The 16,273-nt window shown below is 43.4% G+C and carries 15 protein-coding genes; 4 read left to right on the forward strand and 11 right to left on the reverse strand.

The window, feature by feature from the left end; translation table 11 throughout:
• Positions 1-19: 19 nt before the first annotated feature.
• The 6 genes from QJS82_RS03390 to dinB all read right to left on the reverse strand — a co-directional run bounded on the left by QJS82_RS03390 (position 20) and on the right by dinB (position 6,621).
• Entirely contained in the window at positions 20-1,105 is a 1,086-nt protein-coding gene (locus tag QJS82_RS03390) for an asparaginase (RefSeq protein WP_438656651.1), read from the reverse strand.
• Between the two features lie 200 nt (positions 1,106-1,305).
• The gene (locus tag QJS82_RS03395) at positions 1,306-2,910 is read right to left on the reverse strand and encodes a FimV/HubP family polar landmark protein (protein ID WP_281491222.1); all 1,605 of its coding nucleotides are present in this window, start codon (positions 2,908-2,910) and stop codon (positions 1,306-1,308) included.
• Between the two features lie 51 nt (positions 2,911-2,961).
• Positions 2,962-3,393, reverse strand: coding sequence for a hypothetical protein (locus QJS82_RS03400; RefSeq protein WP_281491223.1), 432 nt, complete (start codon positions 3,391-3,393; stop codon positions 2,962-2,964).
• A gap of 61 nt (positions 3,394-3,454) precedes the next feature.
• Positions 3,455-3,946, reverse strand: a complete 492-nt coding sequence (locus QJS82_RS03405; protein ID WP_281491224.1) for a type IV pilus assembly protein FimV — start codon at positions 3,944-3,946, stop codon at positions 3,455-3,457.
• A gap of 111 nt (positions 3,947-4,057) precedes the next feature.
• Complete coding sequence (gene queA / locus QJS82_RS03410) at positions 4,058-5,332, reverse strand: tRNA preQ1(34) S-adenosylmethionine ribosyltransferase-isomerase QueA (RefSeq protein ID WP_281491225.1); 1,275 nt, start codon at positions 5,330-5,332, stop codon at positions 4,058-4,060.
• Positions 5,333-5,535: 203 nt separating this feature from the next.
• Positions 5,536-6,621: a DNA polymerase IV gene (gene dinB, locus QJS82_RS03415; RefSeq protein WP_281491226.1), complete on the reverse strand. Its 1,086-nt coding sequence runs from the start codon at positions 6,619-6,621 to the stop codon at positions 5,536-5,538.
• Positions 6,622-7,046: 425 nt separating this feature from the next.
• Between dinB and QJS82_RS03420 the strand changes: the two genes are divergently transcribed.
• Positions 7,047-7,292, forward strand: coding sequence for a hypothetical protein (locus QJS82_RS03420; RefSeq protein WP_201625900.1), 246 nt, complete (start codon positions 7,047-7,049; stop codon positions 7,290-7,292).
• A gap of 86 nt (positions 7,293-7,378) precedes the next feature.
• Here the strand turns inward: QJS82_RS03420 and maiA are convergent, their stop codons facing one another.
• Positions 7,379-8,017 carry a maleylacetoacetate isomerase gene (gene maiA / locus QJS82_RS03425; RefSeq protein ID WP_281491662.1) on the reverse strand — a complete coding sequence of 213 codons (639 nt, stop codon included), beginning with the start codon at positions 8,015-8,017 and terminating at the stop codon, positions 7,379-7,381.
• Between the two features lie 229 nt (positions 8,018-8,246).
• On the opposite strand from maiA, the gene QJS82_RS03430 reads away from it, so the two are divergent.
• Positions 8,247-9,119: an IclR family transcriptional regulator gene (locus QJS82_RS03430; protein WP_281491227.1), complete on the forward strand. Its 873-nt coding sequence runs from the start codon at positions 8,247-8,249 to the stop codon at positions 9,117-9,119.
• 88 nt (positions 9,120-9,207) lie between these two features.
• Here QJS82_RS03430 and QJS82_RS03435 read toward each other — a convergent pair whose 3' ends face one another.
• From QJS82_RS03435 to QJS82_RS03450, 4 genes are all read right to left on the reverse strand, one after another.
• Positions 9,208-9,783, reverse strand: a complete 576-nt coding sequence (locus QJS82_RS03435; protein WP_193007454.1) for a VOC family protein — start codon at positions 9,781-9,783, stop codon at positions 9,208-9,210.
• 134 nt (positions 9,784-9,917) lie between these two features.
• Positions 9,918-11,219: a fumarylacetoacetase gene (gene fahA / locus QJS82_RS03440; protein ID WP_281491228.1), complete on the reverse strand. Its 1,302-nt coding sequence runs from the start codon at positions 11,217-11,219 to the stop codon at positions 9,918-9,920.
• Positions 11,220-11,435: 216 nt separating this feature from the next.
• On the reverse strand, positions 11,436-12,632 hold the full coding sequence (locus QJS82_RS03445; protein WP_281491229.1) for an amino acid aminotransferase: 1,197 nt from the start codon (positions 12,630-12,632) through the stop codon (positions 11,436-11,438).
• A gap of 177 nt (positions 12,633-12,809) precedes the next feature.
• Complete coding sequence (locus QJS82_RS03450; protein ID WP_281491230.1) at positions 12,810-13,739, reverse strand: LysR family transcriptional regulator; 930 nt, start codon at positions 13,737-13,739, stop codon at positions 12,810-12,812.
• A 160-nt stretch (positions 13,740-13,899) separates the two neighbouring features.
• On the opposite strand from QJS82_RS03450, the gene hppD reads away from it, so the two are divergent.
• The gene (gene hppD / locus QJS82_RS03455; protein ID WP_201619496.1) at positions 13,900-15,000 is read left to right on the forward strand and encodes a 4-hydroxyphenylpyruvate dioxygenase; all 1,101 of its coding nucleotides are present in this window, start codon (positions 13,900-13,902) and stop codon (positions 14,998-15,000) included.
• A 291-nt stretch (positions 15,001-15,291) separates the two neighbouring features.
• Positions 15,292-16,236, forward strand: a complete 945-nt coding sequence (phhA, locus tag QJS82_RS03460; protein WP_281491231.1) for a phenylalanine 4-monooxygenase — start codon at positions 15,292-15,294, stop codon at positions 16,234-16,236.
• The last annotated feature ends 37 nt before the right edge of the window (positions 16,237-16,273 follow it).

Genomic DNA, 16,273 nt, shown 5'->3' on the forward strand with positions numbered 1-16,273 from the left:
ACGCATATTCAACGCTAGTCTAACGTTTCTTGATACTAGTGCCAGCTTGATTGACATTGTTGAGCCAGCGCTGACGGCGTCTTGCCGGACTATCATAACGCAGTAAAAGCCATAACAGCCGTGCATAAATAGCGGGAATTGTTAAACGTCCGCCGCTAATTACATGGTAATCATACTGCCAACTACCGGCAGCATAGCTCTCACTGACCCCGCCAAATGGAGACTGGCTAGCGCATACCACCATGTGGCCACTTTTATAAGCAAGTTCTAGTGCTTCTGCTAGCGCTGGCGAATAAGGAACGTTGCCTGCGCCGAAACCTAATAAAATAATCCCACAAGGCGGCAGTGATAATAATGCCTGTAGCTGATTACTCATCACCTCAGTGTCGTTCGGCAGGCAATATAAGGCATGAATGCGCGCTTGCTTAGCCCGAGCTTCAATAAAGTCGACCAATTCTTGCTGATCATCTAGCCAGTGCTGGCGGCGGGTATCTGGTAAGCTTTTGATATAACTATTGGCAGGATAGGCCGCTCGAGAGTGACCGGTAAATGCCATCAAATCGTGGCTATGAATTTTTTGTACTGTCTGCGCTGGCCAAGACTCGCCGCCAAAACCAATCTTTATACCTGATTCACCAGCTGCCGCCAATTTTAAGGAATCGGTGAAGTTATCCCAAGCATCGCTATTTGCGTCAATGGTGTAAGAGTGCAACACGTTACTGTCTAATAATGGGCGCATACTAGCAGTGATAACCACGCAAATATCACTACCAGCAAAAGCCTCTGCTAAAAACGCGCCTAAATAACTCAAAGTATCCGTACCAGTAATAAGCACAAACCGCCTGTCGCCTTGGGCATAGGCGGATAGCAAAAGCTCATAAAAATGTACAAAGTCACTAGGGGTAAGCTGGCTGCTGTCTTTAATTAAAGTATTATCAAGCCATGAAACCTGAGGCAGATTATTAGCATTATTTTGCTCAGCCAGTAAGTATTGCAAGGTCGGCAAAAAAATATCTGCCGATAACGGTGCTAAGGGTCGCCCGTAGCTACCAAAAGTACCACCAGCATAAATGAGTCGAATAGGATTGGAGCGTGTCTTTGTCATAGTAGAGGATGGCATAGTATTAGCACAGTGAAGAGAAATGAGAGCAGAAAGCGCCGCTAAGTCTTAGGGCGCATTCTAGCAAAAATAATGAGCAATGATAGAGTGAATGATAATAGAGAGTATCAAGCTTAAATGCAAAAAAAATCAGCAAGTATTCTTAGGATAGTAGAATACTTACTGATAAGAGAAGGTGCTATTTGTTATGCAGTGCGATCTAGTAGAGTTTGCGCAAGGCTTTGTTGCTCGCTCGTACCTTGGCTTATGACTTCATTGAGTAAGCGTTTGGCACTATCATATTCACCCAGCTGTACATACTGACCAGCTAAGTCTAAGGTGACTTGATTGCTGTCTAACGTTTTGACGAAATCAAAGTCAGCTGCAAAGCGTGATGAGAAGTCTTCGGCAGTTGCAACCTCAGTCTCAGCAGTAAAATCACTGTCAACATTGTTTTCAACTTCACTTGCAAGCTCAACTGGCGTCGTCGCTGTTGGAGCACTTGCTAAAGAATCAAAGTCAAAATCATCATCAATCAGGGTATTGTCATCGAACGTAACAGTCGTTGGTGCAGTGTTAGAAGCGACTGTTTCATGAGCTACTGTCTCATAAGGGACTTCATTTATTTCCTGCGCTGCATTGTCTTCAAAAGTAAAGTCATCAAAATTGTCTTCAATAAGAATAGGCGTTTCACTTGATGGCTGTGTTTCCGTCTCTGCTTCAACTGGTGCATTGAAAGTATCAATATCATTGATATCATCAACATTATCGAGAGATAAAGTAAGGTCTTCTTGCTCTAGTTGAATAGCTTCTGTAGTGACTTCATCAACATCAGCATAAACGTTATCATCGCTAGCTTCAATTTCTAAATCTGCCAAATCTAAGACAAAGTCTTCATTCTCATCTAATGTAGTATTATTAGACGTACCATTAGATAGAGTGGTAGTAGGCGCTTGCGTAGAGATATCTTGTGGCTCTGCTAAGTCGAAATCAAAATCAAAATCGGAGTCACTGGCACTACTATCGCTACTATTATCATTTTCGCTTATAACAGCTGAAGCAGATAAAATTTTATCATCAGCGATATCTAGCTCAGTGGCCGGTGTCATGCTAGTAGCGGCGGGCTCGTTAATATCGTTTTCTAAATCATTCAGGCTCAGGTCAAAATCTTGCTCGATATTATCGAAATCATTAGAAGTAGCTAAAGTGGTGTCAGAGCTGTCTGCTAAGTCGTTTCTATAGGCAGTAGGTTGAACCGCATCATCATCAAGATGGTTATCAATAATGGCGTTTTGACTGTCGACTTTGTCCGCAGGGATATCAAAATCGATACTCTCAAAACCCGCATCTTGGTCATTTTCAGCTGGTAGAGCATGTTTGGCTGCTTGATTTTGTTCTTCAGTCAGCAATGCTTTTAATTCATCAGCTTGAGCGATACTTTTTGCATCAGCATGAGTTTTAATAGAGTCATAAACTTTATTAAAGTTATCAGATTGATCTATCGTGGCATATATCGCAAGCAGCTTAAGAGATAATTGGCTATCATTAGGTTTTTCAATAAGACCGCGATTGAGCGTTTCAATGGCTTTGTCATAGCGCTGCTGATCCATAAAACGTTGCGCAATCTCAATAGGATCAAATTTTTTGTCATTAGTGCTGTCGGCTTCACTAGGTGCTTCTTTAAGCGCAGTTTTTCCTGCCTTTACAATTGGTTGCCCTGATGGTTTTTGTGCTTTATTTTTACGCACGACCAAAACCGCTATTAGTACAATAAATACCAATCCGGCGATAATATATAGCATATTGTCCATAGTTACTCCTGCGCCCACGATCACAGCATAGTGCATTGATCGGTTAGGCAATTATTGATTGCGTAGTTTTTCGAGACGAGCTTGTAGCTCCGCCAGTTTTTGGTTTTGTAATTGCAACTTTTTAGTATAACTGCCAAGCGTGCTGTTGGTCTTTGATAAACGTTGAGCTTGGTCGGCAGTACTTTGTCGCGATGATTTAAGAATATCTAATACATCTGTGCTAAGCCCGTTGCCCGTTGCCATACCTGCCTTAGTTTTAGTGCCATCTGCGCTACCATCATGGCCAGGAGCGAGAACAGAAAACTGAGCGGTTGGCAGGGTTTGGGTTTTCTTTATAACTGGCTTCTCAGTACGCTTTGTCGCTTTAGCACTTTCAGTTTTTGTTTTAGAGGTAGCTTTCGGTGCGGCAGGTTTTTTAACTATGGGTGTATTTGCTTTTCTATTATGCCGTTTTTGCTCGCTGATAGCGGCCTGTAGTCTCATAGTAAAATAGCCCATCTACTTATTAGATGGGCTATTTTATTACTTTTATTGAGTTTTTGCCTTAACTGACTGGCATTAGAGGTAAGTTCGGCTTTTTTGCGCCTGTAACGATATTTTGAGTAGGGGTAATCGGCAAGCTGTTATTTAGAGGCATCAGTAATGTTTTAGGAATAACATTGCGCTGAGTACCATCATTAATAGACAACACCACATCTGCAAAAGGCTTGGAGACAGGTTTGGTCGTTGTGATAAGAACGTGACCACTGGTGGCTGACGTCGGTTGGAAACGGACGGTCATTGAGTCAGTTGGTGTCAAGCCCATTTGCTGATAAATAGTAGAGTTCGCTAAACTGGCTGAAAAATCAGCGGTCTTAATATCAGTGACCATAATACTGGCAGCTAAAGGTTCATGCTGCGCTGAGGTAATGACTGTCTTGCCAATGGTGGCGGCTTGGGCATGAGACATAAAAGCTGCATAGCCGACTGAATAAAGCAGCGCCATTGATACTGAGCGATGTACAGTAGTCAAGCGATGAGATAAGTGACAAGACATGTGCAGCCCTTTAGAGTGAGAGTTATCTATGTTGTTATAACAAAATACTGTTTAGTTTACCAGTTTATTTCACCGCTGTTGTGAACAATGCATTAATTGTTTGCTTAATGTTTATTCTTGCAACTGAATCTTTTTATCAAGTAGCATGGCATCACCATAGCTAAAAAAGCGATATTCGGTATTAATGGCATGTTGATAGGCCTGTTCGATGGCGGCTTTACCTGCAAATGCTGAGACTAACATCAGCAACGTAGACTTTGGCAGATGAAAATTAGTAAACAGTTTATCTATAACACCAAACTTAAACCCTGGATAAATAAAGATATCGGTATCACCCGCCCAGCTAGAAAGCGCTTGTCCATTGACCGCTGTTTTTTGATACGCAGTCTCAAGCACGCGTGTGACCGTTGTACCAATCGCAATCACTTGCTTACCATTGGCATGCGTTTGATTAATGAGGTCAGCGGTAGTTTGGGGCAGGTGAGCATATTCGCTATGCATGGTGTGATTGAGCAAGTTGTCTGTTTTTACTGGGGCAAACGTACCAGCACCTACATGTAAGGTGACAAAAGCGGTATTAATGCCTTTGGCGGCAAGCTTATCTAACACGAGCTCATCAAAATGTAAGCTGGCGGTCGGTGCCGCGACGCTGGCAAGTTTGGCGGGGTCATGAAATACCGTCTGATAACGGGTATTGTCAGTCGCATCGGCGTGGCGCTCAAAGTAGGGCGGAATAGGCAGCTCACCATAACGCTCTAAATCAGGCAGAATAGACGCCTCAAAAGCTAGAATAAATAAGTTATCTTGGCGACCAATCATCACAGCGTGCATATGACCGTCGGCAATCTGCAATCGTTGCCCAAGTTTGGGTGCTTTACTGGCTTTAACATGACAAAGGGCAATATGCTCTTGGATAACGGTTGCACCGTCTGTCGTTTGTAAATGTAAGGTCGCGCCATCTAAATCTGATAGCTCAACCAAACGCTCAATCAGCACCTCTATCTTACCGCCCGTATCTTTTTGCCCAAACAAGCGCGCTTTCATGACTTTGGTGTCGTTAAAGACGATTAGGTCGCCCGTGTTTAGCAGGTCGGGCAGCTCAGAAAACTGTTTGTCTAAAATCTGACTGTCAGTATTTTTTTGATTGTTTTTAGCTACATATAGCAACTTTGATGCCGAACGCTGCGCCAATGGGTAACGAGCGATTAAGCTGTCTGGCAGCTCATAATCGTAATCATCAACACTGAGATAGTCTAAAACGTAATCGTTCTTATTAATATCGTTATTTAGGTTTTTATCAGTACTGTTGTTGAAGTTTTTGTCGGTATTATTATTGGTCGTATCAGTGATATTAACATCTGGGTTTATAGGTTGAGAGTCAGTCATAGTCGGTCTTTCAATAGATAGAAGTTTCGAGGTAATTGTAGCAGAAATGCGGATATGAAAGAACGGTTTCCTAAGCATTAGCCGTTCATAAATGACGAATGGCAAATGAAATAGCCTAAGCAAAAAATTAAGGCATGACAAAGTTATGGCTTTGTTTCCAATAGCTTTGTTTCTAACAGCTTTGTTTGCAAAACTTTAATGACTTATTCAAATAAATTTAGCTGCGGCAGTATTTGCGTGGCGGGCGTTAACGAAGAAAAAGTCACACCGACAAGCCGGATAGGCAGCAGACGTGGAATATCTAAAAACAGCTTATCAAGCCAGTAATGGGCAGATTCGGCGCTATCAAAAGCCGTGGATAAGGTGTGCGAACGCGTGACTTGGGTAAAATCGGCGTATTTGATTTTAAGGGTAATGGTATAGGCGACTAGCTGCTTTTTATGCAGCTGCTCAAAAGCATCAGCGTTTTGCTCGTATATTTGTAGGCGTAGCTCATCATTGTGACTTAAATTGTCTCTAAAAGTGGTCTCAGAACCAACCGACTTATGAATACGCTGCGATTTAACGGGGCGTTCGTCACGGCCATGGGCGATGTCATGATAAAACTGTCCACGTTTACCAAATTCATTGACTAAAACGGCAGCAGGGATGCGCCGTAGGTCAGAACCGTTACTGATACCCATTGCATGCAAGCGTTTCGCTGTTGCTTTGCCAATCCCATGAAAACGCTCAATAGGCAATGTGCTAATAAACGCCTCGGCATCCGCTGGTGTGATAACCGCCGTGCCATTGGGTTTATTAATATCAGAGGCAATTTTGGCGAGCATTTTATTAAAGGACACGCCCGCAGAGGCATTGAGTCCTGTCTGCGCTAAAATTTGCGCCCGTAGCCAATTTGCCATTAGTGTGGCTGAGCCGTGATGCACGCTCAGTCCTGTCACATCAAGATAGGCCTCGTCTAACGATAATGGCTCAACCTGAGGCGTCAAACTGTGCATAATGCGGCGAATATCTTGACTGACCGCTCGATAGACATCAAAGCGTGGCCTGACAAATATGACATCAGGGCAACGTTTACGAGCTTCATAACAGGACATAGCGGAGCGTACGCCAAATTTACGCACCTCATAACTGGCAGCTGCAACCACCCCGCGACCATTGGGGTCACCACCGACGACTAACGGCTTGCCGCGTAGCTCAGGAAAGTCGCGCTGTTCTACACTGGCATAAAAAGCATCCATGTCAATGTGAATAATCTTGCGAGGGCTGGGTGTGATAAGAGCAGTCATAACCACTATTTTACCTGATTTGGCTTCTTAATTTTAGTCTCTGTTATTGGGTATAAAATCGTTTATAAGGAGATCAATACTATTGTTAAAATAAGGCGAGCAGGTAGCGCTAAGCACGCTAGCAGACGTTATCAATGAGATATTTGGCAAAATTAATCAGCTTCATTTAACGTTTATCCGAATATTCCTACCGTTTATCGGCAAGAAGTACTTCCGATGTTACAGTTTTGCTGCTATTGTTTTACAATAAAGTATCCAAAGAGGTTAGTGGCTGTTAAATGAGTACGACTTGATGATTTTATTTTTCAGCAGAAATGGATGTTTGTATAGCTCATGTCATGCTCATGGAACGAGCAATGATGCAAGGTATTAGCAGAAAGCCGCTGGGTTTTTACTGATAGTACAGGACAGTTAGGGAGCTGGATATGAATGGTGAGTTAACAGGGAGCGATTTGACCCGCGCATTACTTAAACGTAGTGATAAACCAATATGGTGTGCGGTTGATGATGAAAGTGATGAACAAGCGATGATGGATCATGATGGTAATGATTTTACCGCCTATATCGTATCATTTAAAGATGGCTACTTTTATTGTAGCTGCGGCACACCTTGGGCATATGCAGTGCCAGTCAAGATAAGTGCACTCACGCAGTGTGAGGTGAACGTTTGAGTAGCATGATAAGTAGTAACTCACCTATATAAAATAGCCTCATATTGTCGAGGCTATTTTTTTGTCAACAGTAAGCGCTTAGTGCATTAGGTTGCATCAGGTTGAGCCATGGGATCGGCGTCAGCAAAGGCTTTTAGTGTGCGACAATGTGCGTCAATCTCGGCGATATTGGGATAAGCACCTAAGTCTACTTTAAAGCGCCGTGCCGACGAGACTTGCGGAATCAAATAGCAATCTGCAAAAGTAGGGCTGTCGCCGTAGCAGAATTTCCCACGAGCTTTATCTTGTGCTAAGCGTTTTTCTAACGCTGCAAAACCCTCACTTATCCAGCGATTACACCACTTAATAACAGCTTCCTCGTCTACCGATAGCTCATTGCGCAGATACTGCAAAATACGGCGATTGTTAATAGGATGGATATCACAGCCAATCATGGCGCTTAGCGCACGTACCTGCATACGACCGGCAGCGTCTTGAGGTAATAGCGGCGTCTCAGGATAAACCTCTTCTAACCACTCTAAAATAGCCGGGCTTTGAAACAAAAGCAAATCATCTGCTTGCAATACAGGCACCAATCCTTGTGGGTTAATGGCTTTGAACGCTGACTCAAGCTGCTGATCTTTTGCCAAGTTAACCGCGATATACTCATACGCTAAACCTTTAAGGTTCATCGCGATACGAGTACGATGCGATGTTCCGCTACGAAAGTAACTATATAACTTCATCATTATCAATTCCCTTTATAATGGTAGGTTGTTTGTGTCATAAGTGGTTATAATTATTGATACCATGCTTATGTTATATAATCCAAATAAGTAATGTTAAGTCGTACTGTTATAACAAATAAGTAATGTTAAGTCGTACTGTTATAAGATTTCCATAAATAACACATTAATAGCGTAGATAACTAATAGAGCAAACCATCAATTGAACAAGCCACTGATTGAGCAAAACATGCCCGCATCTGAAAACCTAACAGACAATCCTACTAGCAATAAAAACCAAGGTGGCGTGCAGTCACTTGAAATTGGATTGTCAGTATTAGACGTTCTAATCAATCACAACGAGCCTATGATGCTAAAGGATATTGCGCAAAATGTGCAAATGCATCCGGCTAAGTGTCATCGTTATTTGGTCAGTCTTATTCGCAAAAATTATGCGCGGCAGCTGAGCGATGGTCGTTATGGACTTGGCGTGCGCGTTAATGCACTGGCAGCATTGGGGCAGACTGGGTTTAATCAAAACAATATCTTGGAGCGATTGACGCATATCGCCAATGAAATTAAAGACACGCTACACTGCGGCGTGCAAATTGCCAAATGGTTTAGCGAAGGTCCGATTATCATTCAATCAGTTGAGCCAGACAGCCCTATCAGCATCATCACTCGTATCGGTTCACGTATGCCGCTAACAACGTCGGCGACAGGGCAATTATTTGCCAGCTATCAGCCAGATGCCGTTATCGAGCCATTGGTGAAGGCGGAATGGCGTATAGAGGATAAAGCAGTCATCGCAGAAAAGTGGCAGCACTTTAACCAGATGCAAGCCAAGATTCGTACCCAAGGCTATGCTACGGTCACCGGTGATATGCTGATGGGGATTAATGCCATTACCATTCCAGTGATTGTGCCTCAATCAGCCAACACTGCTGCTATTCAGTCCACTGCCAATGACAAGTTATCTGTTAATAACCAATCATCTTTTGATAATTTGCCATTAGAATATGCCATTACTATCATTGGTACTACCGAGCAGTTGCCGATGAGTGAGCAACATAACGTGGTTGAGCAAATACTGGCAATCGCGCAGCGTTATCAAATAGCGTAGCCAAGACTCGCTACTTAACTTAGCTCCTTAAATTTGCTACTTAACTTCTTAATAAAGTAAAATTTAACCATCCAATAAATTAACGCTATTACTCACCTGCAGGCGCGACTTCTCGTGCTTGCGCCAGTTCCTCTGCATGTAAAAACTGAGTATGAGCGGGTGCACGCTTGGTACGCGACCATTCTTCTAACATCTCATACTTCATCTCTTCCGTAATCATCGAGACCTTTTCTTCTGAGGTAATATCATCGTAGGTGAGCTCCATACGATGGCCATTAGGATCAAAGAAATAGATAGAATGGAAGATACCGTGATTGGTCACGCCGACCACGTCAATACCATTTGCTTCTAAATGCTTTTTTGCGGCCATTAACGCATCACGGTCTTTTACCTTCATGGCTAAGTGTTGTACCCAGTTTGGCGTATTGGGGTCAAAGCCCATTTCCGGTTGATTGGGCACTTCAAAAAACGCCAAGACATTGCCATTACCGGCATCTAAAAACACATGCATATAAGGGTCAAAGGCTTTGGTTGAAGGTACATGGTCCTCAGCAAATGCTAAGATGAAATCCATATTGAGATATTTTTTATACCATTCAACGGTTTCTTTAGCATCCTTGCAGCGATAGGCTACATGATGGATTTTTTCAATTTTAAAACTCATATCAAACTCCTTTTGATAGGGAATGCAATCAGTAGCTAGAGGCTGCCAGTACCGATTGACTATACGTCAATGGTTGCTTGGCAGCTTAAAACCACTGTTTTCATATCTTTGTTCTCATATATTTTCTTTCTATACTATTTGTCAAAATCAAAGCTAAGCGCAGGCAAGACCTTACCGCGTACTTCACCAAAGCCAACACGAATGCCGTCTTTTTCGCTATAGCCCTTCATAATCACGGTATCGCCATCTTCGATAAAGCTGCGTGTCTCGCCGCCTTTTAAAGTGACAGGTTTGGTCGCATTCCAAGCAATCTCTAACATCGAGCCATAAGAATCTGGCGTCGGTCCTGAAATCGTCCCTGAGCCCATCATATCGCCGACTTCTACTTTACAACCCGTGATGGTGTGGTGGGTTAGCTGCTGCGCCATTGACCAATACATATATTTAAAGTTGGTCTCACAAACCACCGTTGCTTCGTCTGCATTTTCAGGCAATAACTCGACTGATAAAGTGATATCAAAGCTGCTATCAGAGGCTTTTTCATTGAGATAAGCCAGTGGTTTTGGCTCTTGCGTTGGGCATGAGGTTTTAAAGGGTGCTAAAGCATCCATGGTCACAATCCAAGGCGATACTTCAGAAGCAAAGGTTTTGGCATTAAAAGGACCTAAAGGCACGTATTCCCATTTTTGGATATCACGGGCTGACCAATCATTAAGTAGTACCATGCCAAAAATATGATCCGCGGCTTCATCGACTGCAATCGGTTGACCGATATTATTGCCTTTACCGACGACAAAGGCGGTTTCAAGTTCAAAATCCAAACGCTTACAAGGCGAGAAAATAGGACGGTCATCAGCATTCGGTTTTAGCTGACCCGATGGGCGTATCACATCCGTACCACTAACGATAACGGTGCTGGCGCGTCCGTTATAACCGACTGGCATTTCAGTCCAGTTAGGCAGTAGGGCGTTATTTGGGTCACGGAACATAGTGCCAACGTTGGTCGCATGCTCTTTAGAAGAATAAAAGTCCGTAAAACCGGGCACTTGAACGGGCAGATGCATGGTGACGTCTGCTTGCTTAAACAGGGCTTTTTGCTGCAAGTCTGCATTGTCGCGCAAGGTATCATTATCAGCAGACAATAGCGTTTGAATGGTGGTGCGAGCCTTGGTCCAGTTTTCGCGACCAGAATCAATAAAGGCGTTTAGGGTCGGTTGATCAAAGTACGGACCGCCAGCCAAACTTAACAACCCTTCTGCTTCGAGTACCGATAAGTCTAATACCTGCTCACCGATGGCAACGCCAGCGCGACGGTTGTTATTACCAGCACCGTCTTTGGCATCACTAAAAATGCCATAAGGTAGGTTATGAATAGAGAAGTCAGAATCAGTGGCGATATCGATAAATGAGGTGAGGTTTTTGTCAATCGTTGACATGGGAAGCTCCTTGCTAAAGCGCATATTGAATTACGTTATAATTAACTACTTACGTATAATGTAATTTATAGCCAAACAGATTGCAAGTTTTTTTGTCCAGTGTTTTTTGTGTAGCATTTTTATGCAGTCTTTTTAGAAAATATCAGGCATAAAAAAAGGCTGAGCAATAATTCAGCCTTTTTATTCACATAATTTTTATGAAATCGCGTTAGATGATTAGTCTTTTAAGACGTCGACCATGGCATTGGCAACATAATCGATATTACTGCTGTTTAAGCCGGCAACACACATACGCGAGTTCGATACCATGTAGATACCAAACTTGCTTTGGAGTTGTTCAACCTGTTCAGGCGTTAAACCTGTAAAGCTAAACATGCCGTTTTGCTCAGTTAAGTAATCGAAGTTACGATCAGAGATTTTCTCTTCCAATACTGATTTGAGCTTTAAGCGCATGGCTTTGATACGGTCACGCATCGCATAAACTTCGCTAACCCATTGCTTATGTAGCGCTTCGTCGTTCATGACGATATCGACCACACGACCACCATGTGATGGTGGGCTTGAGTAGATGCGACGTACCGTAGAGTTCAGCTGACCAAAGACGCGCTCAGTTTCGTCTACTGTTGGACAAACGACAGATAGGCCACCGACACGCTCACCATATAGTGATAAGTTTTTAGAGAATGAGTTACTGACAAACAGTGGCAGACCCATATCGACGGCTTTACGAATCGCGTAAGCATCGCTGTCCATATCTTCGCCAAAGCCTTGGTAAGCGATGTCCATAAATGGAATCAGCTCACGCGCTTGAATGACATTTAGCACGGTATCCCACTGCGCACGAGTCAAGTCCATACCGGTTGGGTTATGGCAGCAAGGGTGCAATAAGATGACGTCATCTTTATTTAAAGTCTCAAAAAAAGCAATCATCTCATCAAATTTGATGCTGCTGGTCGCTTTGTCGTAGTACGGATATTTACCGACTTCGACGTCAGAGCCTTCAAAGATAGCAATGTGGTTGCCCCACGTTGGGTCGCTGACGTAGCACTTAGACTGCGGGAACCATTCATGGATAAATTCTGCGCCCACTTTTAACGCACCAGAACCGCCGATAGTGGCGATGGTCGCAACCAAACCGTCTTGTAAGATTTGCGCGTCTTTACCAAACAGCAATTCCTGACAACCTTTACGGTGCCCGGGTAAGCCGGCCATTGGCAAATAAGGACGAGGAGAGATGGGGTCGGCAATACGCTGCTCAGCCGTTTTGACACACTCAAGGACGGGCAATTTGCCATCCTCATCATAATAAACGCCCACGCCTAAATTGACTTTATCTGGGTTGGTGTCGGCGGCAAACTTGTCCATCAATCCTAAGATTGGGTCACCGGCATAATAATCGATACGTTCAAACATTTTTTTTCCTTACAAGGGAGATGAGTTAAGGCGTTAAAAAGCATAAACCAGTTTGGCGATTAACTCAATGTTAGATTCAGTGATACTGATTAATTAACGCATTTTTTTGTTTATTGGCAAGTTTTTTGCTGAATTTAAGCCTTTGCCAAACTTAAGTAATGATTTGATTAAGGGAGCTCAAACACTCTGTAAATCATCAAAGTGACTGGCAAAGTAAGCCTGCAAAAATTGCTTAAAGGCAATGCTGGCGGGTGATAATGCCCGTGACGAGCGTTGGTAAATAAAAAAGCGGCGCATTTTGACCGGTTGTGCCAAGGGGCGCATCTGCAAGCCATTGGCGCTTACCCAATCTATCACCTCCGGCATATAAGGCAAGCACAAGGTAATGCCAAAACCTTGGCGCGTCATCTCAAGGGCGGTGGACATAAAGTTAACTTTATAGCGCGCTTTTTGGATATGGCTGGCAATACTTTCATCAAGCTCGGCGGTCACCTGCTCAATAAATGGCCCTTGCAAGGTAATAAGTGGAATGTCTACCAAGTCCTGCCAGACGACCTCTGATTTTTGTGCCAGCGCATGGCTATCAGGCATTACCACACAAAACGGCAGCTGATATAACAAATCGGCGCTGATGTCATCTTCAGACTCCATAAAACCAAGCTCAGTCCCGACGCCCAAATCTACCTCGATGTTTTGAATGTGTTCTAAAACATTTTCAGCTGAACAATCAAGCAAAGACACGCTAATATCTGGATATTCTTTAGCAAACTGGGCAATCACCGCTGGCATGGAGGAGGCGGCAAATTGCGACACCGCAAGTCTGACCTGACCTTGTGCCAAACTTGTCAAACTACTGGCTTCATTTTCAAACAGCTGCATCTCATTTAAGATACGCCGCGCTTGTGGCAATAAATGATGCCCGACAACGGACAAAGAAAGCTGGCGTGTGGTGCGATCAAACAAAACGATACCGAGGCTAGATTCTAGCTCTTTAATCAAACCACTGACGGCAGATTGGGTTAAATGCATCTGGTCACTGGCACGGGTAAAACTGCCATTGTCGGCAACGCTGATAAAAGCGGTCAATTGGCGAATACTGATATTCATAAGCAAACCTGATAAATAAATCAAAAAATACGATTAGTCTTATAAATCAAGCTAATCTAATATAAATGCATCGTCAATAAGAATTATTGATTGAAGTTATTTTTTAGCATTATATTTTTACTGTTTTTTATACCACCAATTGAAATTAAGGATGATTACAATGGCCGATTTATTTGAAAACCCAATGGGATTGCAAGGGTTTGACTTTGTTGAATTCGCCTCACCTCAACCACAAGCTGTTGCAGAGTTATTTGAGCAGCTGGGTTTTACCCATGTGGCCAATCACCGCTCAAAAGACGTGGCGTTATACCGTCAAGGTGATATCAACCTTATCATCAATCGTGAGCCAAAAAGCCAAGCCAGTTATTTCGTTGAAGAACATGGTGCTGGGGCTTGTAGCATGGGTTTTCGCGTCAAGGATTCCAAAAAAGCTTATGAGCTGGCGATTGAAAAAGGCGCGCAGCCAGTAGATGTGCCAACAGGAGTGATGGAATTAAGACTGCCTGCTATCAAAGGCATTGGCGGCTCCCTCATCTATTTGATTGACCGTTTTAAAGACGGCGAGTCTATCTATGATGTCGATTTTGAATTCTTACCAGACGTTGACAGACGCCCTGTAGGTTATGGCTTTAAAGTCATCGACCATTTAACTCATAACGTTTACCGCGGCCGTATGGCGTATTGGGCAAACTTCTATGAGCGCATCTTTAACTTCCGTGAAATCCGTTATTTTGATATCAAAGGCGAGTACACCGGCCTGACCAGTAAAGCGATGACCGCCCCTGATGGCAAAATCCGTATCCCGTTAAATGAAGAGTCTAAGCAAGGCGGCGGCCAAATCGAAGAATATTTGATGCACTTTAATGGTGAAGGTATTCAGCATATTGCCTTAGCCAGTGATGATTTATTTGCCAGTATCGATAAGCTAAAAGCTGCCGGCATTCCATTGATGACCGCACCAAACGCGGCCTACTATGACATGCTAAGCGAGCGTTTACCAAACCATGGTGAAAATGTCTCTGAGCTGCAAATGCGCGGTATCTTGTTAGATGGCACCACTGAGGGTGGCAAACCACGTCTACTGCTACAGATTTTCTCTGAAACTATCTTGGGTAGCCCAGTATTCTTTGAATTTATCCAACGTAAAGGCGATTACGAAGAAGGCTTTGGTGAAGGTAACTTTAAAGCCCTGTTTGAATCAATCGAGCGTGACCAAGTCCGTCGCGGCGCGATTGGTCAGTCAGAGACCGAAACGCCGTAATTTAGTTCAACACCGTAACTTAGTTTAAAGTTTATCTGTTAGCGCTGATATACAAGTGCTTATGTATCCATACTTATATATCAGTGCTCAGAATAAGATCAGTGCTCAGAACAAGAAAATGGACAAGACGAAAGGATAACGTCTTGTCTTCATTAACCCTCATTATTACGACAGTCACTTTAAAGTATCGGTTCAGTTTAACTAAGATTAATTGAGTTTAACTGAGGTGGTTTTAAGACAAGTTAATGATGCAAGGTTAATGTAACCCACGGTAATAAAAGGAACACAGGCATGGAACGCCTACAAACTAACAATACTATTCAAAAATCCCTCAGTGCCAAGAGTGTGTCTTCTAATGCTCTCGGCGCTGATGCTTCTAGCCATAGCGATTTAACAGCTGAGAATCAACCTTACCTCTCGCATCAGCCAGACAGTCAGGGGCATATCCACTATAGTGACGATGAAAATGCCATGTGGCAGGCGCTGCTTACACGTCAAGCTAAGCAAATACCCAATCGAGCTTGCTCAGCCTATCTAGAAGGCTTAGAAAAGCTAAATCTGCCATCGACGCATATCCCGCAATTAAATGACATTGACCAAATCCTGCAAGCCACCACCGGCTGGCAAACCGCTGCCGTTCCTGCGCTTATCAGCTTTGGTAAGTTTTTTAAACTTTTAGCAAATAAACGCTTTCCCGTAGCGACCTTTATCCGCCGCTTTGAAGACATGGATTATATCGAAGAGCCAGATGTCTTTCATGAAATCGTTGGCCATTGTCCGCTGCTGACCCATCCTGCTTTTGCCGCTTTTAATGAGACCTATGGCAAGCTGGGTCTTGATGCCAGTAAAGAAGAAAGGTGGTTTTTGGCACGGCTTTATTGGTTTACCATCGAGTTTGGCTTGGTAGGTAGTCACCCTGACAATCGCCGTATCTATGGCGGCGGTATCTTGAGCTCCCCTTCTGAAACGATTTATGCGCTTAATGGTAGCGATACATTGCAACAATCCAACCATCACCATCAGCAGCAACCTCAAAATCAGCCAGAACACCGCGCATTTGATTTGCTTGATGTTCTGCGTACGCCTTATCGCATTGACCATATTCAGCCGATTTATTATGTCATTGATGATTTAGATGCGCTGTTCGATATCGTCGATAGCGACATCATGGGCAAGGTCAAACAAGCAATGGCACTTGGCTTGTTTGAACCAACTTATGCACCAAAAAACGCTTAATACATTAAAAAATTTAGCATCGTTAAAATAACGATGT

Source organism: Psychrobacter maritimus (assembly GCF_029953575.1).
Classification (GTDB): Bacteria; Pseudomonadota; Gammaproteobacteria; order Pseudomonadales; family Moraxellaceae; genus Psychrobacter; species Psychrobacter maritimus.